Here is a 26,614-nt window from a genome sequence, read left to right as displayed (position 1 = left end):
TTTCATATATGTATCTAGAGAAAGGAAAAACATTATGGCGAAAACACATTTTCACTCTAACCCTCAACAGCGCTGGTTTAAGCCGAGTCTATCGACGGGGATTCGAGGTGCTCATTATGGCAGCGTTCTAGGACAGCGCATCGCCGGGGCTAGAGGGATGGTCGCATTTGGTGCGGTTGGATTTTTGGCAGGAGCAGTGATTGGTGGGGTCATGGAGGAGAAAGACGTTACCTAGCAAAGGAAGAAGTAGGGGAACCTGCTTCTTTTTTATTGGTAGTTTCGTAACGACATTATGTCGTTTCAAGAATGGAAAGCAGAAGGTTGAAAGATGCTTGCTAACATCCGTCAACAAACACCTTTCAGATAGGATATGGAAATTCTTGCATGAAATAATCGCTAAGGTCTGGGTAATTTATTTGATAAAAACGTACTATTAAAAACTATTAAGTAGTGAGAGTAAGGTGTAACACGTTAGTGACCAGTGACTTCGCTAATGACCTGCTTCAAGCGCTTCGCTGTCTCCTTGTAACCGAAAGAATCACGTTTAGGGTCATAGGGATGCACAAGCGCGGTTTCAAGCTCCTCAAGGATTTGATCCCAGTGCAGAATTTTCCCGCCTTTCGACTCGATATTCTGACCAACTTGACGAACCTCACGAAGGCGAGCTTGACGGTTCTGGTTATTGCGATTTGCTTCGGCGGTGAAAGCATTAACGATTAAATCGTAGATAGACATGTTCATGATGGATACTCCAATAGTTAAGTAAAAGATGCAGTTAAACTGCGGTTTGATAAAAATCCCAAGTCGGTTTGTAACGACGGGACGGTGATGAGGCTGCTGTAGCCTTCAGAATTTCCTGTTTAATCATTAACTGTGTATCTAGATCATCACAGGGAATAAATGAAAGAATCCGGTTACCTTGAGTTCTCAGGATAAGTCCTTGATATTTTTCACTAAGGTGACATTCATATCCTAGAATGGCATTTTTACGCACCCAACTACCTGTTGGGAGGGTTATCCAGTAATTCGCGTCTCGGATACAAAGCTTCTCAAGGTCAGCAAATAGCGCATCGAACTTTTGCTCACTCTTTTCATCTTTAAGAGTCAAATGAGCTAGCTGTTTACCACTCGCTGCTCTGACACTTACGTGGTTTTTGATCTTGTTTATTGATGCCAGGATGGTCGTTGACAGTTGTTGCTTGTCACTGAATAGAGCCACCGTGTTCTTTTTTACTTCGGTTGCCATGGATGCTCCTTAATAGTCGATAGCAAAACCGAAACGTCATAATGTCGTTTCGGCAACAAGTTACGCAGCTTCAAGAGTGGGGTGACCTTCTAACTGTTGACGTAGGTTGGCATTTTCCTGCTCTAGCTCTTTGAGGCGAGCTTCCAGATCCGAAACTTTGTTAACCAAGTCATCATTCACAACGGGGGTGGTCTGTTTCTTCTCTGACTTTAACTGAGAGTCAAAATCCTTCAGCATTGCATTGATAGCGTCAGAATCAACATCGGGGTGTTGTTCTAGGTGTTGCTTAATTTGCTCACGCAAAGGGGCATAGCGCTTACTCGATAACTTGTAAACTTTGGTGAATCCTACTTTACGACATTCATCTAGCGTTCCGAATTCACATAAGCTAGTCCAACGTGTAAGCGTGCGCTTATCTACCGTACGTTTACCGTTGCCGATAATATTTACATCACGCCATTTACCGAACTTATTCTTGTTCCCTTGGAAGATCTGTCTAGCTTCATGCATTGCAGCACCAATATCGTACTGAGCTTGCTCACACTGTTCCTTATCAACAACACGACCAGCACCAGCGTTCGACAACTCGTTTATTACTGTATCGGCTAACTCTTTTAGACGGCTATTAGTAAGTTCTAATACTTTGTTTGCTTCAGTCATTTTTCTTGTCTCCATATTTAAAAAAGAGCTCCATTTAAGCCCCTTTTAAGTTTTTGGTCAATAGTTAAATTTCTTTTAAAACAACCACTTAATTATGGATTTGAGAGTTTTGTAGTGAAAAAATGAAAAGCGGATTACAAGGGGGCGTATCGTTGTTTAAAAGGCGTGTAACGAGGGTATTACCGAATTGCTTGTTACTAAAAAGGGATATTAATCCACTCGGGAGAATTGGTTTAAGAGCCTGCTAGGCATGTATCGGATTTTTCAAGAGCAAATTGGAACAATATTCTTACCTTTTATTTTGTGATGTGTATCACAAAATGTGGGTTTAGAAAAAGTTGAAGCACTGACCCCCTTTTTAAGATTGGATAAAGGCAAGAGATCAGGATGGTTAACTCGGTTAGGAACGAATAATGATATTTAAATCATCATGTTATGAGAAAAGATGGATGTTGTATCTTGATAGTGTAATTAGGTTACGCAATTCCCCTCAGATTACGGCAGTAATCCCATCACGAAATCGTTAACCTAATCTCCTATCAAGATGTAACATCCATTTATATCGATATAATTCTATAAAATCAATTGGTTACATGTTTTTATGTGAGCAGTTCCCTTCACGTTTTTCGCTATCGTTACTCACTATCACGAGTTCTTCAGCATCATTTTTACTTCATCCAGTTCGTCTTTATGGAAAAAGTGTTCTATCTCCATGTCAGGGAACGTTGCAATTAACCAACGTAATAGTGGGATTAGTCTTGGGGTTGCAGCGAGTACGCTAGGACGGAAAGTTGCTTGTCTAGAGTTACTGATAGCATTAGGGGCGATTTCAAACCCTGCATTGTTAAACAGTTCAGTGAGCTGTTTGATAGTAAGTTTCTTACCGCTAATGGTTTTGGTGAGTCCGTAGCTCTCTTTAGATAGGGCACGTAACGCGAGTTTTAGCAGGACACCGTGTGAACCGTCTTCTTCATACTTAATGTGTGACCCCTTCAATAGTGGTTTAGTTTTGCTGTAGTCGATCCAGTTCTCCCAATCTTCCATTGTTTTAAGACAGTTATCGCGTCGCCATCCATCAAACAATGCGCGGGTCTGTTGTCCCTCTTGCTCGTTCTTCCACGGTACGGTATCGAAGTAGATATGCTCGACGATGTGACCTTTAGGGTGGCGTATTTTAGTCATGCGAGGATTAACGGGTTTACGCTTAAAGTCGAACTCCAAGTTGAGCGTCTTTTCCCGTTGAATTTCTATCAAGTCCATGTCTTTAAGGTACATGTCACGAGGTGAAATCAATGAGTTGTTTGGGATCTTCTGTCCGGGGTAACGGTCTAAGAACAGTTCGACCATATAAGCATTTTCATCCTTTGCCGATGATAAGGCTGATTCCGGTGGCTTAACGCCTGCTTTTGCTATGACAGGTTCGGTATCGCCATATTCACCAGTAATTTGTCCACGGGTTTTCATTGCGATGATTTGTTTAGCATGGTGCTTATGCTTAATCATCTTACCGTCACCCGTTTGCTCGCAGATCTTACAGAACCGTTGGCTAATGGTTCCTGAAACGTGGAGTTGTTCTTCAGTACAGTCTACGAGATACCCATCTGTTGTGGCACTTACAACGGTAACGTCGTCGTGATTACCTTTATCATCCTGTGTCGATAACCCTGCTAATTGCTCTGAGAGAACCGCTCTAACGAACCCTGTAGCGCTGGCAGCAAAATATGGATTGGTGATAGGAGAATGAGGTATGTTTTTACTTAATCCATCTGATGAGTTGAAGCCCCGCTTTCCCTTCAGCCCTTGCCCTAGTTTACCGTATAACGTATTGCCAATCTCCTTCCAGAGCTTCTCTCTGAATTTATCGCCTTCATCCGTGTATTTTTGTCTTTGTTCTCTGATGAGTTCCGTAAAGCCTTTGAAAAGTGGCTCTTTATCTTCAATCCATGGAACGATCACTCCGAACTGAATTTCAATATCACATCCCATGTTATATGCGACTTCTATTTCAGGTGCGGTGCAGTAAGAGTAGCCCTCTAATGGGTAGTACAGACCGTATAAGTCCGTTCTTACTGGCAGAGATGGAAACTTTGTATGCTCTGGGAATTTAAACTTAACGTAAGCAAACCCCATTTTATGACCAAGGTAGTCATTGATGTCTGTTGAGGTGAAGCTTTTCTCGAATGAAACAGGTTTAATATCCATTAAGGCATTGACATACGCTGTAGCAAGATCGAAATCGTTGTAATCGCCTAAGTTTGCACCACCAAACACGTAACATTCGTTTCTACCTCCATGGAAGCAGTCTATTGCCAATTGTTCGAAGATACGACGACCAGCAGTGATGACAGTTTCTTTCTTCTGCATCACACGACCTTGAGTTTGATTCCAGTATTGAATCGTTTTGGTTTCCATGCCGAGTGCTTGGTTTAATGCGTCTTTATCACCCGTGAGTGCTTTGAAGAGTGATACTGAGAAGTTACCCAGTGTTGATGGTAGGTGCTTAAACTGAAGTTTATCTAACCGTTCTTCTGGAATTTTACCCTTTAATGATTCTTTGATGTCGTTAAGGGCGAAGCGTTGCATTTCCAATCCGTACTTAACGGTGATTTCGGCGTCTCTCAATGCGTAACTAAGGAAGAGTGGCTCATTTTCTACTAGTAGTTCATCCATTCGGTCTTTGCGATATGGAGCTGGGATCACTTCTTTTGGTATGCCGATGAGTTCTCCCGCACTATCAAGTCCACTTTGTCCTGGACTTAGAAGTAAAGTATCTACAAAGCGTACGCGACTCTCACGTTTCTTTCCATTCTTGTCTGTAAAGTGGACGGGTTCTGAAGCTTGCTTGGTTCTACCCACTGCGTCGAGGTCGATGCCGTATGCGCCACGCGTGGAGGTTAATGTGCTTCTGACGACTTCCAGTTTCGCTTTCTGACTGGTATCCCAGAACGCTTCGAATGACACCATGTCAGCTCTAAGGTAGTGGGCATAGATGTAGATTTTCTTTGGCCATCCTGTGATGAATCCGCGCCCCATTGCAGTTTGGAGTACTTCAACCAAGAACTGTTCAAATTTCTTACGAGGTTTCTTGATTCGATTAATCGCCTTGAGTTCATCTTCACGGCTTTTGTTAGCGGCTCTGGACTTCTTGATAACATCAGCAACGGGGGTAAGCACGACATCACTCATATAATGCTCACCTGCGATTAGATAATACTGATAGGACAGAATGTCGTTTCGATTTTCCTCGGCGTTGTAGACGTACTCACTGTCTATACCAATGTGAACCGCTTCATCATCACCTTTAAGTGCCTGCCACGGTGATTGTTTTTCATTCTCGAAGTAGATATCGAGCTCATCATCGACAGCTTTACTTGAATATTCATCGGTTTGCTCTTGCGCTAGAAAAGTGTCGAGTTCAATGCTGGTTGATTCTGTGGTTTGGTCGGTGGTTTCTGCTTGGAAGTATTCGTCGAGTTCTTTATCTATGGCTTCAACATGGTTAGGTTTGTTTTCATTGTTCATCGTTGTTCTCTTAAAACCAAGTGCATTGTTGGTGGGTGATGCGTCCCTCTTTATACCACAGAGCTCATCCACTGATGAATGTGGCTTTGTCTTGGTTTGGTGTATGAGCAGTACGGTTGTGTAGAAAGTGGGATGGGCAGAACGGTGAATTTTGAGATTTTGATGTGTGGTATGGAGAGTGAGGCAATTGATGAAAGTAGAAACCCATGCCGGGCATGGGAACTCTCAAAACGGTGCTGTTTTTCATCGAGTGTAACTAAACATATAAATAACTCCGCTAGGAGGTCCGATTTAATATGGTATTACCCTGATAGTAAGTGGTGAACGATTTGGTCTGACTGTATGTGCGGTATAGAGAGCCTGATCCTTTAGTGGGATCGGGTCTTTGTTACTGTTTGATTATATGATCGTAATGCTGGTCTACTTATCTATGTATGCGCCAAGCTGCTGGTGTAAAGTACGCTTATGAACCGGATAAAAGCAAGCATCTGTGTAGAGGAAGTATTGTAGTATTCGGAAGGTGGGCGGTTAGCTATTCAACAGCATGCATTTCTGAGTCAGGCTCTATTTGTTTACTTATAAAAGAGCACGCATTTGAGTTGTTACCATGTAGAACATAGCATGGTAAAATACTCTAAAATTTACCTAGAAGTTTGGTTATGTATCAAAAATACGAGCAAGTACATCAAAGAACCAGTAATGTTGCAACGGAAAATTTGTTAGCTGGTTACATTGATGAATTACTTTCGAAAATTAAATATCTAAATAAGTCAAATAAATTACTTATGGATTTAGAGGCTGTAAAGGATTTTTTTAACAAGAAAAAAGCGCCAATAACGAATTCTAAATATGGATTTTATGATTTGTTTTGTGGAGCGGGTGGTATGTCTATCGGATTTGAGAGCAATGGTTTTTCTGTTGTAAAGGCCGTTGAAAAAGATCTCTCAGCAATAAAAACATATCATTTTAATAGACCTCACTTAAGCGTAAGAGATATTATTAATGATGATATTACAAAGCATGATGATGCTAATGGGTTTGAGTATGCTCCTCTGATTATTGGCGGTCCCCCATGTCAAGGCTTTAGTAATGCTAATAAGCAGAAAAAAGAAAATGATAGTCGAAACATTCTTTATAAATACTTCGTTAAAAAAGTAAACTCTGTACAACCTGAAATATTTATAATGGAAAACGTTGTAGGAATTGCAAATCACTTAGATGAAATATCATCTGATTTTTATGAAATCGGTTACTCAATCGATGTTATGATACTAGATTCTATTGAGTTTGGTGCAGCTCAAACAAGGAAAAGGCTTTTCATTTTCGGGCAAAAGAGTATTTATTTAAAATCACATAAATTATTTGACATATTTAGAACTAGTGTAGAATCTAGTAAAGTTAGTAAAAGATTTACTTTATGGGATGCTATTTTTGATTTGCCTGATATAAAAGCTAAAACTAAAAGAAATGCTACCTATTCCGAAATAGATGAGTGGGGTGGCACCTTTATGAAAGATAGTGGGAAACCTACAGAATATAAAAATATAATAAATTTTTCTCCTGATTCTGGAATGGTTTTCAACCATAAATCAAAATATAACAATGATAGAGATATTGAAATATATAGCCTTTTATCTGAAGGTGATAAATCAGATAGTCCCAAAATAGAACATATAAATCCATATAAAAATAGAGACAATATTTTCAAAGATAAATTTTACAAATTACCATTCAACAAGCCATGTAAAACGATTACTGCACACATGTACTATGATTGCCATATGTATATACACCCAAACAGTGCAAGGGGGTTGACTCCAAGAGAAGCTGCGCGTGTTCAAGGTTTTAGTGATGATTATCTGTTTTTAGGCACGCCTAATGAATGGTATCGCCAAATCGGCAATGCAGTTAGTCCATTAGTCTCAAGAGCTTTGGGGTTAGCTAGCTTTATGGTGTTAGAGAACATATTTGAGAATAACAATGAAAAAAATTAAGTACTTTGACTTTTTTTCTGGAATTGGTGGTTTTAAATCCGCAGTAGATGCGATTAATGACTTACCTGCCAAATTTGAACATTCCGGGTTTTGTGAAATTGAAAAAAGTGCATCAAAATTTTATTCTGAGCATTATTTTGATGGAGATTTAAAGGATATTGAATTTGTCAATAATGTTGAAGATATCAAAACAGTAATAAATCCTTTAGGTTTTAAATTAAATAAATTTGATTTGCTATTAGGTGGCTTTCCTTGTCAGTCTTTTTCTAACGTAGGCTATCGAAAAGGTCTAGAGGATGAAAGAGGTAAATTATTTTACAATATTCTTCATTTATTAGATGAATATGAGCCTGAGTTTTTTGTTTTAGAAAATGTGCAGAAAATTGCAACCTTAAAAAAGGGAAGTGTATTAGAAGAGATGAAGAGTGCCCTAGAGGATTGTGGGTATCATGTTTACCTTTGGGATTTAGTAGCCTCTGACTATGGGGTTCCACAAAAAAGGAGAAGGATTTTTTTTGCTGGAGTTAAGAATTATCATAGAAAAAAGGCACTTAATGTCCCACCTAAAGTAGATTTGTCTAAGACAAAGTACCCTACAGCTTGGCATTTGTTGGAAAAAAACAATGTAGACAGTAAACATTACATACCGAAAAAAACTCGACAAACAGTTCTTTATAAAAATCCTAAATGGCAAGGTGATGTTAATATTGATAATGCTCTTGCAAGGCCAATTACTGCTTCAATGGCTAAGTGGCACAGAGCCAATCAAGATAACTACTTTAGTGATTCTTATATTAACTCTTCAGATCCGTTCGTAAGACCTGATGTTGATCTAACTAGTGAGCCTATTCGCCGAATCACACCTTTGGAGGGCTTTAGACTACAGGGTTTTGATGATCGTTTTGAGGAAACTCGAAAGCGTCTAAAAATATCTTACAGTGCAGCCTATAAGCTGATTGGGAATGCTGTGCCAGTACCATTAGCTAAAGCTGTGATTCATCATCTACTTTTAAATCATTTAACTAGTTGATTTTTTAAGTTATAGTCTCTTTAATGTGATTAATATTTAGAGAGTTTTCTATGACATTATCTCAAGCGTTTACCCGTGTAAAATCCTCGTTTTCAAATGAGTGTGAAGCCTTAGGTATTGATGAAAATGAGGTTTATGGAGTTCTAGCATTTCCTGTGAATCGGGGTTATACAGGGGACTCCAGTAGCTCTAATGTTCAATTGAATTTAGATAATAGTAATGGTGAGATTAGAAAATTTTTCCCTATTCTAGAAAACTCAGAAAACTTCACTCATACTCGAGCTTTTGTTGACGCTCTTTATATTAAGAAAGGGGAGCTTGTATTTGGTGAAGGTGATATTAATTACCGTAGAAAAATAGTAACAAATCAACAAGGCGAGTATCCTTATATACAGCTCTCATTTGGAAATGGTGTTGCACAAGTACGTCAAGATTGGGAGACTGGCCATGAGGTGATTATTATTCGACATCAAAGAGAAAGGGATATAATTTACTCTTTGGTTTTGAATACTAGCACACCTCTATATCAAGGTGTTTTTTGTGTTAATGGATCAAGTAATGCTAAAAAACCAGGAGTCTATTTACGAACAACTCTTGATAAGGGTATTAATAAGATTTATTACGGTGCGCCTGGTACAGGTAAAAGCTATAAAATTGGAGCTGAAACTGCTGGTGCACATTGTATAAAAACGGTTTTTCATCCAGATACTCAATACAGTGATTTTGTAGGTGCTCTAAAGCCAAAAATGGAAGGCAGAGATATAACCTATCAGTATAGAGCTGGACCATTTACAAAATCTCTTATCAAAGCAATAATAAAACCGACTGAAAAAGTTTATTTAGTTATTGAGGAGATTAATCGAGCCCCTGCAGCTGCTGTATTTGGTGAGTTATTCCAGTTATTGGATCGGGATGACGCCGGGAATAGTTGTTACCAAATAGATGCAGCCGATCCTGATATGCTTAGTTACATTAATCAACAATTAAGAGATTATGAATTTGATGAAATAAATCAGTTGTCCATTCCATCAAACCTATCGATACTGGCTACTATGAACAGTAGCGATCAAGCTGTTATGCCTCTTGATACTGCATTTAAGCGTCGTTGGTCTTTTGAGTATCTGCCTATAGATTTCATAAATTCACCCGATAAACAGTTAGAAATTTTAACTAATGATGGGGTATATAATATTTCATGGCGAAAATTTGCAGATGACGTCATCAATTTCCAATTAAAGTCCTTTAACGTTGCTGAGGACCGTTTAATTGGTCCGTTCTTCCTTAACAAGGTTGATTTGGGAGAGGATTGGAGTTCCGCACGTTCCGCCTTATGTGGCAAACTATTCGTTTACTTGTGGGACGATGTTCTTCGGCATAAAAAACAAGATAGAAATCGCTTGTTCAGTCCAAAAGTAAAAACCTTTGGTGAGTTACATTCTCTATTTATGGAAGAAAGCATTAGTATATTCTCTGATGAGGTCGATAAACTAATTATAGGAAATGGTACGAGAAAAGAGGATTAATATGGCCACATTTGAGTATTATTACGATGGGGGCCTTATTTCCGAACTTCCTATTTCTCTTAGAAAGTTGATGCAACAAAGAGGTTTAATCGCCCCTGATCATATGAGTATCCGATACTGTGGTTTTATATCACAAAACGGAATGATAAGTGTTTTTCTACCTAAGAATAGCGGTGAGCGAGGGAAAAGTGTAGAAGGAGCATGCTCTCTTCTTCATAGTCTGACTCAATACTATAATGGTAAATTATCTTCTGTAAATGAGGGTAATGAAGGTGAGTTGATTGGAAGTGTTTCTTTATCCCTAGCTTCAGAACTTATTGAAGATTACTTTAGTAACGGTATATATGTTCGAAAAAAGAAACAGTATACCTCTAATCAAGGGAGAGTTGATTGGAACAAAACTATCTCTCGACATATTCCTTTTCCTTCAAGGAAGTCCGGTGTTTATTTAGATCTTGAAACTACTAGTATGAGTTATGTGTCTGAATGCGAAACTTCAAATATTCATGCCAATATAATCCGAGAAGTTCAACGAATATATGGGGCTCTACTATTTGGAGAGGACACTCTTTTCAACGAGCGTCTAAGTCACTTTGCAGAACCTTTAGGTGATGATGAAGTACAACTTTCTCACCTTGAGCGTGAATTAACTAATAGTTACTCAGAGAGGGATATACGGCTAATAGGAATGTTGAAAAATTATATTGAGCGTCGTTCAGAGGTAGAAGGTGAGCTGCTATTAGTGGGAACAAGAAAGTTTCACCATGTTTGGGAAGGTATGTTGGATGCATGTTTACCGAATAAAATTAACTTAAATAAGGAATTACCAGTTCCATATTACCTTCAAGACGATTACTTTCATGAGGTTGCAAGAAAAGGTCAAAGAACAGATACGGTCATAAAAAATGAAGAACACACTCGATGGGCAATTATCGATGCAAAATACTACAAAGCTTCATTTCCATCTGATGGACCTGGATGGTCAGATTTAGTAAAGCAGTTTTTTTATAAAACTGCTGCTAAAAGTGCGTGCGTGGAAGGAGTTGCTGGTTGCGATGTTACAGTCACTTTACATTTTATATTTCCAGGAGTAGAACAAAACTTACTTAAAGCTAAGGTCGGAAATCGTGGTCAAGGAAAAGTACTTGCTAGTGATATGAGTTCGATTGACCATTACGGTGAAATTATCTGCCATTACTGTGATCCGATGCTTTTAATCAAAAGTTATATTAACTTTGGTCAATTGGATGTAACGAATGGATATGATATTCAAAGATCAATTTTCTAACTCAATTGGAAGGTAATAAAGGTTTGTATAAATACGACTAGATTTAAAATGTTCTATGTACTTTTATAGATCCAATTAGAATTATTTAAGTTTATATAGATTGCGGTTCATAGCTAACTAAATCTTACTATTTATTCTTACATGTGTAGGAATTAAAGTCTGTATCCGTTATGACGTAATGCTATATTTATATCGATTGATTAAACCGGCTTTTGAACCGTAGTCTGTTGAGAGCTCCTTGGCGAACTATGGGCAAACGCGATGGTTAGATGGGTTTCTACTTGCGTTATCTAACAGTGCATTTCATGCCGATAAGTTACCATGGATTCTGGTGTGAAAATGACTTTAAGTGATTGTTTATACACGGATCAGCCTTGCTGATTTTGTATTCAAAATCCGTTGCCTTCGGGCGTGGCGGTTCAAGTCCGCCCACCGGTACCATAATCTATATGACAAAGCCTCGACGAAAGTCGGGGCTTTGTTGTTTCTGGTGTTTGTGAATTCAAATCCAGCGTGGCGTCAGGAGTGCCTGCCCAGTTGGATGCAAGCCCAGTCAAGTCGCCCACCGGTACCATACATAGAAAGGTCGCTTTTATAGCGGCCTTTCGTCGTTTTGGCGCAACATGATTATCTGAGTGTTACTGCTTTTTACTATGTATTCAAATTACTATGTATTCAAATTACTATGTATTCAAATCAGGACCTTGTCTAAAACGCCTTTGCTTAGGCGGTCCCATCCGAACAAAATTTTACCGCGAAACGTCAACAGAGCATTGGGGACGGTCATTTACTTCGAGTAGATAGCTTGGCGAGGACAGGTGCTTCAGCCTTTAGGTCGTGTAAGTGATTTGGTGATAAGTATCATTCACTGGTGTTTTCAGGGATTGTCACACTTTGCACTGCTACAGGGCGCCATTATGGTGCAATGATTGACTCTCTGAGTTTAGCGTGAAATATCAAGCCGTATTGCTCTTGCTGTCTTTTTTGTCAGTGGGATATATGAAAAAATTCTCTTCTCATATCCACGTCCCATTCGGTTTATCGCTCACAAACAGCATAGTCCGGGGCACTTATGTAATGACAAGATAAGGATTATCTAAATGATAGGGAGATTAACTCAGCTGTTTCCCGTTTGGGCTGTTATTTTCGCTTTAACTGCGTACTTTTTACCTCACCTTTTTATTGATTTGAAATCTCAAATCATTCCTTTACTGACAGTGATTATGCTAGCAATGGGAATTAGCTTGTCTGCGAGTGATTTTCTCAATGTGTTAAAGCATAAAAAAGCCGTCGGTGTCGGCGTACTTTTGCAGTTCTTGATTATGCCTCTTGCCGCCCTAACTATCAGTTTTTTATTAGGGTTTAGTACCGAGCTTACTGTGGGGATGGTGCTTGTAGGTAGCGTAGCGGGTGGTACATCATCTAATGTTATGGTCTTTTTGGCTAAGGGTGACGTTGCGCTTTCTATTTCAATGACCGCGATATCGACATTATTAGGTGTCGTACTCACACCTCTTCTTGTCGAAGGGTTGATAGGTCAAAGTGTTGATGTGCCCGTTTCAGGGATGTTGATGAGCTTAATTAAAATCGTATTACTTCCTGTGGCGGCTGGTGTGATTATCAATACATTCATGCCCCAAGCTGTTGCTAAGGTCAATGCTGTTCTGCCGTTAATTTCGATGGTTGCGATTGTTCTAATTATTGCAACGGTTGTCGCCTTAAATGCTGACAATCTAAATACTATTGGCCCGTTAGTTGCATTGGCGGTGATCTTGCACAATGGATTTGGGCTTATCGCGGGTTACTACGCATGCAGAGTCCTGGGTTTTAATGAGTCGACTTGTCGAACTATCGCTTTTGAAGTCGGACTACAAAACTCGGGATTGGCTACTGCGTTAGCAATGAAGTTTTTTTCACCCGCTTCAGCCGTCGCGGGCACGATATTTTCGGTTTGGCATAATATTTCAGGATCAATTCTGGCTGGATTCTGGGCCAGTAAAAAGGCTCAAAAAAATGAGGCTATTTGTCACAGCGAGCTTAGCTAAGTTCCAGTAAGTAATGAATTGATATTTTTCTTATCGATTCAAGATATATCACCTCCTGGTCAATATAGAATTATCAGGAGGTGATAACAACGTTTCTGTTGCTTTCTTCTACCAGAATTAATCACTTTAACCTTATTTTTAATGACAACTTACCTATCCAGATTGGTATAAAATATTACGGTATTTAAATCATACATTATCTTTCGATAAGAAAGAGATTGATTTGATCTTCTGAAATATAGTTCTATTTCTTATTTTTTACTTACCATCCATTTTTTCTAAATATTCTCCGTTGTGAGTTCACTAATACAGTGTATCGCAGTTACTCTCAGAGTCTGTTGACGTTACTCTGCAAAAATCATCTCAAAACATGAACAGACCCTAGCACATCACTGGAAATTTGACTGTGTTGAAAATGTAAATTTAAAGCGCAAGTCTATGTAATGACTGGTGAGTGCTATTTTAAATTTAAGTCTATAGCTGTCATTTGATGTTGATTTTAAAGGTTTTTATTTTTTATCTTTGATTTTTCCTGTTGATTAATTTTAATAATTTCTAAAACGTGATGTGAGTGCGTATCGTTGTTGCTGTTCCGAAGAGTTATCCGGTTGCACTTGGGTAAAAGAAAGGAAGCAATCTTTAATGGAGCTCAGAGGTTAGCGATGACGAATCTTAATGAGTCGAGTATTGCTAAATGAATTTTGTCTGATATCGCCATGTCATTTACTTAACAGGCTAAATGTAACTGCAATATTAGTAATCTAATCATAAATGGATTCTCTAACCGTCAATACAGGCTATGTGTTGAACGAATAAATGGCTTAAATGCGTGCTTATCATTCGGCTAAAAAAGTGATCTGAATAAACAACTACGAAAGATTAAACACGCGAACTAATTTACTAACTTTATTAATAGGAAACATCATGAAGAAATTATTAATGGCAGCGCTACTAGTGACGATGGCAAGTTTGACTGGTTGTAAATCACTTCATCATCACAACAAACACCACGCTGTTAAAACTAATAAACACCATCATGTTCATAAGAATCATGGATATCATAACAAACATCATAACAGCCATCATAATCATCACAGACATGGTTAATGTTGCAGTCTTAGAATATATGTGGAGGGCATGTTATTGCCCTCCATTTTTTTATACTTAGTCTGTCATTTCTATAAAGAGTAGCTACACTATCATTACTCAAGTTCGACTTGCGGTCTAAATACCATTTCATGCACGATGACATCGTCTGGTAATTTTAGTAGTCCAATAACTGTTCGAGCAACGCTCTCCGGCTTCATGTATTGTGGACGGCTTGCTTCTCTGAAGTTCGTATCTGTTCCTCCAGGCAGTAAGTTGGTGACTTTTATGCCGTGTGGTTGGGCTTCCTTCATCAGTACACCAGTGAACCCTGACAGGCCTTGTTTCATTGAAGTGTAAACCGACATTGTTTCACTGGCTCGTTTTGCAACGGTACTGGTGACATTAATGATATAACCGGACTGCTGAGTTTTCATGAGTGAAAGCGCTTCTCTGCAAAGTATCATCGGTGCTTTCAAGTTAATCGCGTACTGTAAATCGATCTCTTCTACTGAGATCTCATCAATTGCACGTTTAGCACTGTTCATGCCTGCGTTGTTGACGAGTACATCTAATCCGCCCAAGGTGTTTGTGGCATCATTAAACATATCAATGACATGTTGTGAATCAGAAAGATCGTAAGCGCCAATGTGGCATCCTGTAATGTCTTGAAGTTCAATTAACTTTTCTGTTGTTCTACCCGTAGCAAATACTTCGTGTTGTTCTGCTCGCAACTGTTTTACTAGTTCAAACCCGATACCGCTTGTTGCCCCTGTAACAAGAACTTTCATTTCTTTACTCCATGATGATCTTAAACACACTGTCATATCATTATGCCTAGGTTTTCGAACTCGAAAAGGAACTATGTATATTTTTCTATACGCGTACGATGTTTTCCAAACGGGTTATTCGGTCAATGAGTGTGTCTTTATGCACCAAGTTTACTGATGAATTTGCATTTAAAATCGACTACTATGCGTGACTTACAGTGATGACTTTATATGTAATAAAACAGTGGCAGCAATTAAACTTACAGTGGATCGTATTCAGCCCGGACTACACATTCGCCTTCCGTTAAAGTGGAACGATCACCCGTTCTTACTTAATAGCTTTAAGATTAAAGATCAAACTCAGATCGATATAATCAAGCATCTAGGTATTAAGTTTGTCTACTTCAACCCAGAGCAAAGTGATGCGCAGCCTCTGCCTGCCAAAGGTTCGTCTGAGACTCACTCTAAAAGCGAAGAGTCTTTGAATTTGGAGGCTCAGAAGCTGTGGAACGAAAAACAGAAGCGGATTGAAAGCTTGAGTGCCTATCGACGTAGAGTTATTCAATGTGAAAAGGAGTTTGAGCGTTCACTTGCTCGTATGCGAGCTGTAATGACTAAAATTCGTAATCGTCCAGCAGCCGCGGTGGAAGAAGCAAAAATGCTGGTCGATGATATTGTTGAAAAGTTAATGAGTGATGATAACGTCACACTCCATCTAATGAATGGCAACAATGAATTTGAAGACATCTACTTTCATTCGTTGAACGTTGCAGTCATTGCGATGATGGTTGGCCGAGCAAAGGGATATTCCTCAGAACGGTTAAAAGCACTGTCTTTTGCCGCGCTTTTTCATGATATGGGTAAGATCAAGATCCCAACAGCCATTTTAAGAAAACAAGTTGCACTAACCACGCCTGAAGAAAACTATCTAAAGCTACATACAAAGTATGGTTTGGATCTTGCCAATCAAATTGAAGGGTTTCCAGAAGAGGCAAAAACTGTCATCGCTCAGCATCATGAACTTCGAGATGGCTCTGGTTATCCTGTGGGACTCCGAGGGGATGAAATCGATGAGCTTGCACAAGTTATTATCGTTGCTAATGCGTTCGATAACTTGTGTCATACCTCGGTTTTAGCCGAACAAAAGATTCCTTACACTGCACTTTCTCATTTGTACAAGAACTGTAAACACCTATATAAAGAAGAGAACCTCAATATCTTAATTAAGTTTATGGGGGTTTTCCCTCCGGGGACGGTTGTACAACTGTCGAACAAAATGATTGGTTTAGTCATATCTGTTAATGCTTCTAATTTATTATTCCCGAATGTGTTGGTCTATGACCCATCGGTTCCAAGGACACAAGCCCCAATTATTAATTTAGCAGAGAAGGGCCTGAAAATAGTTAATGCTATTCATCCGGCCAAATTGCCTGAGCAGATAAAAGAGTATCTTAACCCGCGCTCTAGAATTTCCTACTTTTTTGATAGTGATGACTAATTATCCACAGGTATTTGTGGGTAAGTTGTATAAATGCTGAGGGTTATATAGGGGTATTTTTTAATTTGTACATAAAGTGTTCGGTTGAGTTCTTTTTACGAAAAAAATCGATTTTTTTATTGCTAAAACAATTCTGCTCCCTATAATGCGCATCCACCGACACGGCAGACGTCATAAGGCTTCAGCAATGTTGGATAAGGTGAAAATCTTCTAGAAAAATTAGTTGAAAAAAGTGTTTGACACTTTCAGTTATCTCGCTAGAATTCACCTCCGCTTTGTAGAGAGTTATCTCGAAAAGCGAAGCTCTTTAACAATATAGACCTATCAATCTGTGTGGGCACTCGTTGATGATAATCCAATTAGAAACTTCGGTTTCAAATTAGGTTTCAATGATACGAAGTGACCATTGAATCTTCGGATTCAGCACAGTCAATTCATTATCGTTCTGTTGGAACGATAATAGCTTTAAAATTACATTAGTAGTTTTGAAGTCAGTATTCATTGAGCCGAACAAAACTTTAAATTGAAGAGTTTGATCATGGCTCAGATTGAACGCTGGCGGCAGGCCTAACACATGCAAGTCGAGCGGAAACGAGTTAACTGAACCTTCGGGGGACGTGAACGGCGTCGAGCGGCGGACGGGTGAGTAATGCCTAGGAAATTGCCCTGATGTGGGGGATAACCATTGGAAACGATGGCTAATACCGCATGATGCCTTCGGGCCAAAGAGGGGGACCTTCGGGCCTCTCGCGTCAGGATATGCCTAGGTGGGATTAGCTAGTTGGTGAGGTAAGGGCTCACCAAGGCGACGATCCCTAGCTGGTCTGAGAGGATGATCAGCCACACTGGAACTGAGACACGGTCCAGACTCCTACGGGAGGCAGCAGTGGGGAATATTGCACAATGGGCGCAAGCCTGATGCAGCCATGCCGCGTGTATGAAGAAGGCCTTCGGGTTGTAAAGTACTTTCAGCAGTGAGGAAGGGGTGTGTGTTAATAGCGCACATCTTTGACGTTAGCTGCAGAAGAAGCACCGGCTAACTCCGTGCCAGCAGCCGCGGTAATACGGAGGGTGCGAGCGTTAATCGGAATTACTGGGCGTAAAGCGCATGCAGGTGGTTTGTTAAGTCAGATGTGAAAGCCCGGGGCTCAACCTCGGAATAGCATTTGAAACTGGCAGACTAGAGTACTGTAGAGGGGGGTAGAATTTCAGGTGTAGCGGTGAAATGCGTAGAGATCTGAAGGAATACCGGTGGCGAAGGCGGCCCCCTGGACAGATACTGACACTCAGATGCGAAAGCGTGGGGAGCAAACAGGATTAGATACCCTGGTAGTCCACGCCGTAAACGATGTCTACTTGGAGGTTGTGGCCTTGAGCCGTGGCTTTCGGAGCTAACGCGTTAAGTAGACCGCCTGGGGAGTACGGTCGCAAGATTAAAACTCAAATGAATTGACGGGGGCCCGCACAAGCGGTGGAGCATGTGGTTTAATTCGATGCAACGCGAAGAACCTTACCTACTCTTGACATCCAGAGAACTTTCCAGAGATGGATTGGTGCCTTCGGGAACTCTGAGACAGGTGCTGCATGGCTGTCGTCAGCTCGTGTTGTGAAATGTTGGGTTAAGTCCCGCAACGAGCGCAACCCTTATCCTTGTTTGCCAGCGAGTCATGTCGGGAACTCCAGGGAGACTGCCGGTGATAAACCGGAGGAAGGTGGGGACGACGTCAAGTCATCATGGCCCTTACGAGTAGGGCTACACACGTGCTACAATGGCGCATACAGAGGGCAGCCAACTTGCGAGAGTGAGCGAATCCCAAAAAGTGCGTCGTAGTCCGGATTGGAGTCTGCAACTCGACTCCATGAAGTCGGAATCGCTAGTAATCGTGGATCAGAATGCCACGGTGAATACGTTCCCGGGCCTTGTACACACCGCCCGTCACACCATGGGAGTGGGCTGCAAAAGAAGTAGGTAGTTTAACCTTCGGGGGGACGCTTACCACTTTGTGGTTCATGACTGGGGTGAAGTCGTAACAAGGTAGCGCTAGGGGAACCTGGCGCTGGATCACCTCCTTATATACGATGGATAGTTTGCTTTCACTTTTTAAAGTGAAGACAAATGAGTCGTGATGAGTGTCCACACAGATTGATATGGTTTATAAAGTTTAAGAGATAGAACATCCCCCAAGATGTTCGACTTAGTGTCCCGTTCGTCTAGAGGCCTAGGACACCGCCCTTTCACGGCGGTAACAGGGGTTCGACTCCCCTACGGGATACCATCTTTAAGCACATTTCTTCAAAAAGAAAATCTTAAGTGTTCTTAAAAATGGTGACTTCAGTAGAAGTGATTAGCTCTTTAACAATTTGGAAAGCTGACAAAACAACAATTTATTGTTGTTTGTAAAGTTCTCAAAGTATTCCTAAGGGAATACAACTAAAAACACATTCAAGTGTTCTTGGGAATAACATCTTTAGATGTTGTTCATATTTGAGTCCGGCAAAATCGAAATGTCTCTCGCTCATTCAAATAATGAGAGACAACTTTGGTTGTTTAACGTCAATTCGAAACTTCTTCGGGTTGTATGGTTAAGTGACTAAGCGTACACGGTGGATGCCTTGGCAGTCAGAGGCGATGAAGGACGTATTAACTTGCGATAAGCCCAGATTAGGCAGTAAAAGCCACTTGAGTCTGGGATTTCCGAATGGGGAAACCCACTTACATAAGTAAGTATCGCTGCGTGAATACATAGCGTAGCGAGGCGAACCGGGGGAACTGAAACATCTAAGTACCCCGAGGAAAAGAAATCAACCGAGATTCCGAAAGTAGCGGCGAGCGAAATTGGACTAGCCCTTAAGCTTTATATGCGTTAGACGAACGGTCTGGAAAGTCCGGCGATACAGGGTGATAGCCCCGTAGTTGACAACGCACATTCAGTGAAATCGAGTAGGGCGGGACACGTGATATCCTGTCTGAATATGGGGGGACCATCCTCCAAGGCTAAATACTACTGACTGACCGATAGTGAACCAGTACCGTGAGGGAAAGGCGAAAAGAACCCCTGTGAGGGGAGTGAAATAGAACCTGAAACCGTGTACGTACAAGCAGTAGGAGCACCTTCGTGGTGTGACTGCGTACCTTTTGTATAATGGGTCAGCGACTTATATTCAGTGGCAAGGTTAACCATCTAGGGGAGCCGTAGGGAAACCGAGTCTTAACTGGGCGTTCAGTCTCTGGATATAGACCCGAAACCAGGTGATCTAGCCATGGGCAGGTTGAAGGTTGAGTAACATCAACTGGAGGACCGAACCGACTAATGTTGAAAAATTAGCGGATGACTTGTGGCTAGGGGTGAAAGGCCAATCAAACCTGGAGATAGCTGGTTCTCCCCGAAAGCTATTTAGGTAGCGCCTCGGACGAATACTACTGGGGGTAGAGCACTGTTAAGGCTAGGGGGTCATCCCGACTTACCAACCCTTTGCAAACTCCGAATACCAGTAAGTACTATCCGGGAGACACACGGCGGGTGCTAACGTCCGTCGTGGAGAGGGAAACAACCCAGACCGCCAGCTAAGGTCCCAAATTACTACTAAGTGGGAAACGATGTGGGAAGGCTCAGACAGCCAGGATGTTGGCTTAGAAGCAGCCATCATTTAAAGAAAGCGTAATAGCTCACTGGTCGAGTCGGCCTGCGCGGAAGATGTAACGGGGCTAAGTAGTAAACCGAAGCTGCGGCAATATACTTTTGTATATTGGGTAGGGGAGCGTTCTGTAAGCGGTTGAAGGTGTGTGGTAACGCATGCTGGACGTATCAGAAGTGCGAATGCTGACATGAGTAACGATAAAGGGGGTGAAAAACCCCCTCGCCGGAAGACCAAGGGTTCCTGTCCAACGTTAATCGGGGCAGGGTAAGTCGACCCCTAAGGCGAGGCCGAAAGGCGTAGTCGATGGGAAACGGGTTAATATTCCCGTACTTCAACTTATTGCGATGGGGGGACGGAGAAGGCTAGGTGGGCCTGGCGACGGTTGTCCAGGTTCAAGTGCGTAGGCTTAAGAGTTAGGTAAATCCGGCTCTTTCTAAGGCTGAGACACGACGTCGAGCATCTACGGATGTGAAGTCATTGATGCCATGCTTCCAGGAAAAGCCTCTAAGCTTCAGATAAGTTGGAATCGTACCCCAAACCGACACAGGTGGTCGGGTAGAGAATACCAAGGCGCTTGAGAGAACTCGGGTGAAGGAACTAGGCAAAATGGTACCGTAACTTCGGGAGAAGGTACGCTCCTGGCGGTGAAGTCCCTTGCGGATGGAGCTACTAGGAGTCGCAGATACCAGGTGGCTGCAACTGTTTATTAAAAACACAGCACTGTGCAAAATCGTAAGATGACGTATACGGTGTGACGCCTGCCCGGTGCCGGAAGGTTAATTGATGGGGTTAGACTTTGGTCGAAGCTCTTGATCGAAGCCCCGGTAAACGGCGGCCGTAACTATAACGGTCCTAAGGTAGCGAAATTCCTTGTCGGGTAAGTTCCGACCTGCACGAATGGCGTAATGATGGCCACGCTGTCTCCACCCGAGACTCAGTGAAATTGAAATCGCTGTGAAGATGCAGTGTACCCGCGGCTAGACGGAAAGACCCCGTGAACCTTTACTACAGCTTGGCACTGAACATTGACCCTACATGTGTAGGATAGGTGGGAGGCTTTGAAACCAGCACGCCAGTGTTGGTGGAGCCGACCTTGAAATACCACCCTTGTAGTGTTGATGTTCTAACTTGGTCCCCTCATCGGGGATGAGGACAGTGCCTGGTGGGTAGTTTGACTGGGGCGGTCTCCTCCCAAAGAGTAACGGAGGAGCACGAAGGTGGGCTAATCACGGTTGGACATCGTGAGGTTAGTGCAATGGCATAAGCCCGCTTGACTGCGAGAATGACAATTCGAGCAGGTGCGAAAGCAGGTCATAGTGATCCGGTGGTTCTGAATGGAAGGGCCATCGCTCAACGGATAAAAGGTACTCCGGGGATAACAGGCTGATACCGCCCAAGAGTTCATATCGACGGCGGTGTTTGGCACCTCGATGTCGGCTCATCACATCCTGGGGCTGAAGTCGGTCCCAAGGGTATGGCTGTTCGCCATTTAAAGTGGTACGCGAGCTGGGTTTAGAACGTCGTGAGACAGTTCGGTCCCTATCTGCCGTGGGCGTTGGAGAATTGAAAGGGGCTGCTCCTAGTACGAGAGGACCGGAGTGGACGAACCTCTGGTGTTCGGGTTGTGTCGCCAGACGCATTGCCCGGTAGCTAAGTTCGGAATTGATAACCGCTGAAAGCATCTAAGCGGGAAGCGAGCCTTGAGATGAGTTCTCCCTGATACTTTAAGTATCCTAAAGGGTTGTCGTAGACTACGACGTTGATAGGTCAGGTGTGTAAGCGTTGTGAGGCGTTGAGCTAACTGATACTAATTGCCCGTGAGGCTTAACCATACAACACCCAAGGGGTTTTGATGGACTCAATGAAAGAACATTGAATGTGTGATAATGAGAAATAAAAACAGCTTTCCAGATTATTAAACTTGCTTAAGCAGCGAGTTTAACCCGAATTTGCTTGGCGACCATAGCGTTTTGGACCCACCTGACTCCATTCCGAACTCAGAAGTGAAACAAAGTAGCGCCGATGGTAGTGTGGGGTTTCCCCATGTGAGAGTAGGACATCGCCAGGCTTTAAATTAATATTTTTAGGTTTCAAAACCTGAAATAAAGTTGTCTTTACCTTTAACAAGGTGAGCAACGATTAAAGAGTCCGTTTGTAAAGAAAGCGGGCTTTTTTGGTCCTAAGGGATACCACAATGCTGATATAGCTCAGGTGGTAGAGCGCATCCTTGGTAAGGATGAGGTCCCCAGTTCGAGTCTGGGTATCAGCACCATTTACAAAAAAGAATTTTACTTGGCGACCATAGCGCTTTGGACCCACCTGATTTCCATCCCGAACTCAGAAGTGAAACGAAGTAGCGTCGATGGTAGTGTGGGGTTTCCCCATGTGAGAGTAGAACATCGCCAGGTTCTTATTAGACTCAAAAGTTTAACCAATGCGGAGCGGTAGTTCAGTTGGTTAGAATACCGGCCTGTCACGCCGGGGGTCGCGGGTTCGAGTCCCGTCCGCTCCGCCACTTATACGAAGCCTCAGTCGAAAGACTGGGGCTTTTTACGTTCATGTGAGCATGTTTCGTCCTTTGGACGAATGAGTCCCGGTTGCGTGCAACCCCAGCCACTCCGCCACTTATACGAAGCCTCAGTCGAAAGACTGGGGCTTTTTACGTTCATGTGAGCATGTTTCGTCCTTTGGACGAATGAGTCCCGGTTGCGTGCAACCCCAGCCACTCCGCCACTTATACGAAGCCTCAGTCGAAAGACTGGGGCTTTTTACGTTCATGTGAGCATGTTTCGTCCTTTGGACGAATGAGTCCCGGTTGCGTGCAACCCCAGCCACTCCGCCACTTATACGAAGCCTCAGTCGAAAGACTGGGGCTTTTTACGTTCATGTGAGCATGTTTCGCCTTTCGGGCGAATGAGTCCCGGTTGCGTGCAACCCCAGCCACTCCGCCACTTATACGAAGCCTCAGTCGAAAGACTGGGGCTTTTTACGTTCATGTGAGCATGTTTCGTCCTTTGGACGAATGAGTCCCGGTTGTGTGCAACCCCAGCCACTCCGCCACTTATACGAAGGCTCAGTCGAAAGACTGGGGCTTTTTACGTTCATGTGAGCATGTTTCGCCCTTCGGACGAATAAGTCCCGGTCGTGTGCAATCCCAGACAGTCTGCGGCTTATATCAATCTTCAGCCTTATCTTCACTATTTGGGCAAACATCGCTAATGTCACTCTTGTTGATTTTGAAGTCAAATACTGACTTCTCCTAATCAAAAAGCACGAAACGCTTTGTTGGATTATTCAGGGGCTATATACAATTGGTTATTGTGACCAGCATTACTTCCTATCCATTCTAGATCTTCATTGCTTTGAAAAATACGATCGTCACTTCGCAAGCAAACATAATTTAATTTTTACTGATAGGGGCTGATCTTGGCTGTATCGATGTGTGAGGAAGGGAGGGTCGCTTATAAGGCGCTGTGTTGAGTGTTAATAACTAGGTAAGGTGGTCTAATCTCCATACCAATTGGAGCAAATGACCGGACATTATTCATCATCTCTGGTCAACAGAGCCTAGGCAGTTGCGCCGCTTTTAGTTCGCAAAAAGGTGAAGTGGAGTTAGGAGTCATTGAAAATATTTGCCTCACTCTCAGCCATTTTTATCTTTGCTATTTCTGAACGCGTATTTACGGTAGATGGTATAAAAGTTAGATATAAAAAAAGCCGCATCAAGTGATGCGGCTTTCTAAAAGTGGCTCCTCCTGCTGGGCTCGAACCAGCGACCTGCGGATTAACAGTCCGTCGCTCTACCAACTGAGCTAAGGAGGAATTGTTCTTTTAATGTTCTTCTTCAAAAAGAAAGTGGTGCCGACTACCGGAATCGAACTGGTGACCTACTGATTACAAGTCAGTTGCTCTACCTACTGAGCTAAGTCGGCACGTTTCACTAACAAGTCTTAACTTGTTAATTGAAAGTGGCTCCTCCTGCTGGGCTCGAACCAGCGACCTGCGGATTAACAGTCCGTCGCTCTACCAACTGAGCTAAGGAGGAATTATTCTTTTAAGATTTTTCTATTTAAAGAAAAAATGGTGCCGACTACCGGAATCGAACTGGTGACCTACTGATTACAAGTCAGTTGCTCTACCTACTGAGCTAAGTCGGCACACTGTATTCTTTGCTACAAGAGCATTTTTATTGTTCGTGCTAGGCACCAACAATGAATTAATTGTGGTGCCCGGAGGCGGAATCGAACCACCGACACGAGGATTTTCAATCCTCTGCTCTACCGACTGAGCTATCCGGGCGACGAGGTGTATTAAACGGTTTTTCGTGCCTTAGGTCAATAATAAAATTTAAATAAAAATATCGTTTGATGAAATTGTGGTCGGAGTGGGCTGTTTTTATGCATTTATGATCTTAATGTAAGTTAAGTCGAGCTTTCTAGGTACTTGTATGATGAGTTTGGTTGCTCAATAAATGCAAAGTAAACCTAAAGCACACTTGAAAACGTGCTCTAGGTTGTCCAATTAGCTTTAAACTAGTGCTTTACGGAAAACTTATTTACCCAGTCCTCCAGTTCGTTTGCTAGTGTGCCTAAACTTGTTGTACTTGATTGACTTTCTGTGACGACTGAGTTCAACTGACATCCGCTCTCTTCTATGAGATTGATACGGTGTGCTATATCGTCACTCACTTGTGTCTGCTCCGCTGCTGCTGTTGCGATCTGTTGGCTCATGGCGGTAATTGATGCCAAGGAGGTGACTATCTGTTCTAGTGATTCTGAAGCACTTATTGACTCAGAAACTGTACTCTCACTGGTTTGTGCACAGACCTCCATTGTTTGTATCGCATTACGAGAGCCTTCCTGGAGGTTGGCAATCATATTCTGGATTTCTTTGGTACTATCTTGAGTTCGCCCCGCAAGGCTCCTTACTTCATCCGCTACCACAGCGAAACCTCTTCCTTGCTCTCCGGCTCTTGCAGCTTCAATCGCGGCATTCAGTGCTAGCAAGTTGGTTTGCTCTGCAATATCTCCAATCACATCTAACACTTTCACGATGTTATGTACGTCTTGGTCTAAATCTGAAACTGCTTTGCTCGCCGTATTAAGTTGAGAAGCAAGCCCCTGGATATTACTTACCGTGCTATGGATCAGAGATTGAGTCTGCTGACTTTGTTTGTCGGCCTCCTCTGTATTTTGTGCTGTATCATTTGCAGAGTTCGCGACTTGATTAGCTGAGGAGGCCATTTCAGTCATTGCTGTTGCTATCATCGCAGTAGATTGCTGCTGAGAGTGAGTTAAATCAGCAATGCTTTTTGACCGAGACTCTACTGCGGTCAGTTCGGAACGTAAAGCATGCATAGACTGGTCAAGGTTGCTCACCATTGTTGCCAAGGATTGACTCATGTTTTGCACAGCTTCATAGATGCTGCCTTTTACGGCGATAGTGTCAAAGCTGGTTTGAATATTGCCCGCAGCGACGGCTTGGACCGCGTTACGAACATCATTAGGCTCTCCACCTAATATGTTCAGCATTTTCCGTATGGCGATGATGAGGCTTGCTAGGATAGCGCCTGCTATGATCAAACAAAGCGCGAGTTGCCACTGCGCGGTAGCCCAAAAGCGAGCATTGACTTCATTAAATCCAATTCCCGTGCCAACGACCCAATTCCAGTGAGGGGTCTTAGATGCTATTGACAGTTTTTCTTCAGCGCTTCCATCAGCTTGTGTTTGACTCCATGTATACTCAACAATTTGACCTGTTTTTCCGCCCAAAATATCGAGTATTAATTGTCCGACACTATTGCCATTGCTGTCTTTAAAGTCATGGAAGCTAGTGCCATGCAATTGAGGGTCGAGAGGGGCGGCGATAAACATCATGTTTTCATCAGCAACATAAACATACTCATTGTCTTTATAAATATTATTGCGAAGTAAACGCGTGGCTAACGCTTTGGCTTCATCTTCAGGCATCTCACCATCTGCTGCCATCTTTTCCACTTCAGTGAGTATGCTATATGCACTGTTGAATAGTTCGGTAACACGAGATTTGTTATCGATATTACTTGCTACCCTTAACGTCCATAAACCTGTAGCGGTCAAGGCTAGCAAGGCGAAGAGTATGATCGCAGACAGGACGTAGGCTTGAGTTTTTAATTTCATATAAGGCTCATAAAATATTTATTGATAATAAAATAGACAAGGTCATCTTATTGAAGAAGAAGAGTTACGCCTACAAACACGTACTCAAAGTATGAGATGGATTAAATTTTTATCGCAAAATAAGTATTTTGCCGAAACGGGTTTTATATTCGGAG

Annotated in this window: 13 protein-coding genes, 8 tRNA genes and 4 rRNA genes; 14 read left to right on the top strand and 11 right to left on the bottom strand. The window is 42.2% G+C overall.

What is annotated here, in order from left to right:
• Positions 1 to 34 precede the first annotated feature (34 nt).
• Positions 35 to 235: a hypothetical protein gene (locus tag ONE56_RS11385; RefSeq protein ID WP_423839882.1), complete on the top strand. Its 201-nt coding sequence runs from the start codon at positions 35 to 37 to the stop codon at positions 233 to 235.
• Between the two features lie 236 nt (positions 236 to 471).
• Here ONE56_RS11385 and ONE56_RS11380 read toward each other — a convergent pair whose 3' ends face one another.
• The 4 genes from ONE56_RS11380 to ONE56_RS11365 all read right to left on the bottom strand — a co-directional run bounded on the left by ONE56_RS11380 (position 472) and on the right by ONE56_RS11365 (position 5,428).
• Positions 472 to 741 carry a hypothetical protein gene (locus ONE56_RS11380; protein ID WP_423839881.1) on the bottom strand — a complete coding sequence of 90 codons (270 nt, stop codon included), beginning with the start codon at positions 739 to 741 and terminating at the stop codon, positions 472 to 474.
• Between the two features lie 34 nt (positions 742 to 775).
• Positions 776 to 1,246 carry a hypothetical protein gene (locus ONE56_RS11375; protein WP_423839880.1) on the bottom strand — a complete coding sequence of 157 codons (471 nt, stop codon included), beginning with the start codon at positions 1,244 to 1,246 and terminating at the stop codon, positions 776 to 778.
• 60 nt (positions 1,247 to 1,306) lie between these two features.
• On the bottom strand, positions 1,307 to 1,906 hold the full coding sequence (locus ONE56_RS11370) for a hypothetical protein (protein WP_423839879.1): 600 nt from the start codon (positions 1,904 to 1,906) through the stop codon (positions 1,307 to 1,309).
• Between the two features lie 645 nt (positions 1,907 to 2,551).
• Positions 2,552 to 5,428, bottom strand: coding sequence for a DNA polymerase (locus tag ONE56_RS11365; RefSeq protein ID WP_423839878.1), 2,877 nt, complete (start codon positions 5,426 to 5,428; stop codon positions 2,552 to 2,554).
• A gap of 659 nt (positions 5,429 to 6,087) precedes the next feature.
• On the opposite strand from ONE56_RS11365, the gene ONE56_RS11360 reads away from it, so the two are divergent.
• The 5 genes from ONE56_RS11360 (at position 6,088) to ONE56_RS11340 (ending at position 13,308) form a co-directional block, all read left to right on the top strand.
• Positions 6,088 to 7,422, top strand: coding sequence for a DNA cytosine methyltransferase (locus ONE56_RS11360; protein WP_145533562.1), 1,335 nt, complete (start codon positions 6,088 to 6,090; stop codon positions 7,420 to 7,422).
• On the top strand, positions 7,409 to 8,452 hold the full coding sequence (locus ONE56_RS11355) for a DNA cytosine methyltransferase (RefSeq protein WP_145533564.1): 1,044 nt from the start codon (positions 7,409 to 7,411) through the stop codon (positions 8,450 to 8,452). The genes ONE56_RS11360 and ONE56_RS11355 overlap by 14 nt, the downstream gene beginning before the upstream one ends.
• 50 nt (positions 8,453 to 8,502) lie before the next feature.
• Entirely contained in the window at positions 8,503 to 9,975 is a 1,473-nt protein-coding gene (locus tag ONE56_RS11350) for an AAA family ATPase (RefSeq protein ID WP_053809393.1), read from the top strand.
• Between the two features lies 1 nt (position 9,976).
• Positions 9,977 to 11,263 carry an LlaJI family restriction endonuclease gene (locus ONE56_RS11345; RefSeq protein WP_186437905.1) on the top strand — a complete coding sequence of 429 codons (1,287 nt, stop codon included), beginning with the start codon at positions 9,977 to 9,979 and terminating at the stop codon, positions 11,261 to 11,263.
• A gap of 1,100 nt (positions 11,264 to 12,363) precedes the next feature.
• A complete protein-coding gene (locus tag ONE56_RS11340) occupies positions 12,364 to 13,308 on the top strand; it encodes a bile acid:sodium symporter family protein (protein WP_423839877.1) in 945 nt (314 codons plus the stop codon).
• A 1,202-nt stretch (positions 13,309 to 14,510) separates the two neighbouring features.
• Here ONE56_RS11340 and ONE56_RS11335 read toward each other — a convergent pair.
• Positions 14,511 to 15,185 carry an SDR family oxidoreductase gene (locus ONE56_RS11335; RefSeq protein WP_423839876.1) on the bottom strand — a complete coding sequence of 225 codons (675 nt, stop codon included), beginning with the start codon at positions 15,183 to 15,185 and terminating at the stop codon, positions 14,511 to 14,513.
• A gap of 223 nt (positions 15,186 to 15,408) precedes the next feature.
• Here ONE56_RS11335 and ONE56_RS11330 point away from each other — a divergent pair, with 223 nt between their 5' ends.
• The 8 genes from ONE56_RS11330 (at position 15,409) to ONE56_RS11295 (ending at position 22,816) form a co-directional block, all read left to right on the top strand.
• Positions 15,409 to 16,662 carry an HD-GYP domain-containing protein gene (locus tag ONE56_RS11330; protein WP_041156635.1) on the top strand — a complete coding sequence of 418 codons (1,254 nt, stop codon included), beginning with the start codon at positions 15,409 to 15,411 and terminating at the stop codon, positions 16,660 to 16,662.
• Positions 16,663 to 17,182: 520 nt separating this feature from the next.
• Positions 17,183 to 18,735, top strand: a 16S ribosomal RNA gene (locus ONE56_RS11325).
• 127 nt (positions 18,736 to 18,862) lie between these two features.
• A tRNA-Glu gene (locus tag ONE56_RS11320) sits at positions 18,863 to 18,938 on the top strand.
• Between the two features lie 305 nt (positions 18,939 to 19,243).
• Positions 19,244 to 22,133 (top strand): 23S ribosomal RNA (locus ONE56_RS11315).
• Between the two features lie 120 nt (positions 22,134 to 22,253).
• Positions 22,254 to 22,369: ribosomal RNA gene (rrf, locus tag ONE56_RS11310) — 5S ribosomal RNA — on the top strand.
• Positions 22,370 to 22,497: 128 nt separating this feature from the next.
• Positions 22,498 to 22,573: transfer RNA gene (locus ONE56_RS11305), tRNA-Thr, on the top strand.
• Between the two features lie 19 nt (positions 22,574 to 22,592).
• A 5S ribosomal RNA gene (gene rrf / locus ONE56_RS11300) occupies positions 22,593 to 22,709 on the top strand.
• The 16S, 23S and 5S rRNA genes sit together here with 3 tRNA genes alongside, the layout of an rRNA operon.
• 30 nt (positions 22,710 to 22,739) lie before the next feature.
• Positions 22,740 to 22,816 (top strand) — tRNA-Asp (locus ONE56_RS11295).
• 1,231 nt (positions 22,817 to 24,047) lie between these two features.
• On the opposite strand, the gene ONE56_RS11290 is transcribed toward ONE56_RS11295, so the two are convergent.
• From ONE56_RS11290 to ONE56_RS11265, 6 genes are all read right to left on the bottom strand, one after another.
• Positions 24,048 to 24,123, bottom strand: a tRNA-Asn gene (locus ONE56_RS11290).
• Between the two features lie 34 nt (positions 24,124 to 24,157).
• Positions 24,158 to 24,233: transfer RNA gene (locus tag ONE56_RS11285), tRNA-Thr, on the bottom strand.
• A 37-nt stretch (positions 24,234 to 24,270) separates the two neighbouring features.
• Positions 24,271 to 24,346, bottom strand: a tRNA-Asn gene (locus ONE56_RS11280).
• 36 nt (positions 24,347 to 24,382) lie between these two features.
• A tRNA-Thr gene (locus ONE56_RS11275) sits at positions 24,383 to 24,458 on the bottom strand.
• 66 nt (positions 24,459 to 24,524) lie between these two features.
• Positions 24,525 to 24,600 (bottom strand) — tRNA-Phe (locus ONE56_RS11270).
• A 233-nt stretch (positions 24,601 to 24,833) separates the two neighbouring features.
• The gene (locus tag ONE56_RS11265; protein ID WP_423839875.1) at positions 24,834 to 26,459 is read right to left on the bottom strand and encodes a methyl-accepting chemotaxis protein; all 1,626 of its coding nucleotides are present in this window, start codon (positions 26,457 to 26,459) and stop codon (positions 24,834 to 24,836) included.
• Positions 26,460 to 26,614: the final 155 nt, after the last annotated feature.

The sequence above is a fragment of the Vibrio mytili genome, assembly GCF_049563345.1.
Lineage (GTDB): Bacteria > Pseudomonadota > Gammaproteobacteria > Enterobacterales > Vibrionaceae > Vibrio > Vibrio mytili.
The sequence above is the reverse complement of the archived record's forward strand: the minus strand, read 5'-3'. Positions and strand labels throughout refer to the sequence as shown.